Below are 450 nucleotides of genomic sequence, written 5' to 3'. Positions count from 1 at the left end.
CAGCGTCCTCCTTTCCCGGTATCAGCACATAAATCCTGTTTGGTTCTCCAACGCCCTGACGCACCCGCATGATAAGTCCGACAGTTTCCAATTCATTCAGAGAACGCTTGACCGTCATGGGACTGCAGGACAGGACTGCGGCGTATCGCTCCCTTTGGTACGCTCGTTTCGGTCAGGGTTCCTCCACATCCCTGCCAAAAGTCATGGCACTACATCGCCGGGGAAGCATATCCCACACAGGCTGGTCATTCGATTGGAATAATCCATCGATGAACTACCTGTATCATAGAACATTTTTGTGCCCTGTGCCGTATGTCCACAAAGTAGGAATTAGGGGTAAAAATCAGAAATTTCCACGATTGCGGAATTAATATGGTATAATCAATTCAACGGTTATAAATGTTGTCAGAAGGGGGAACTGCTTCAATGAACGGAGCTACTACAATACAG

General features: G+C 47.6%; 1 pseudogene. It reads right to left on the bottom strand.

Features of this window, described 5'->3' with window-relative positions:
- Nucleotides 1-142: pseudogene (locus GPK83_RS15290) on the bottom strand (DeoR family transcriptional regulator); the annotation flags it as partial.
- Nucleotides 143-450: the final 308 nt, after the last annotated feature.

Source organism: Clostridium sp. MCC328 (assembly GCF_018785465.1).
Taxonomy (GTDB): Bacteria; Bacillota; Clostridia; order Lachnospirales; family Lachnospiraceae; genus Pilosibacter; species Pilosibacter fragilis.
Note: the sequence above shows the minus strand (reverse complement) of the source record. Positions and strands in the feature narration are given on the sequence as shown.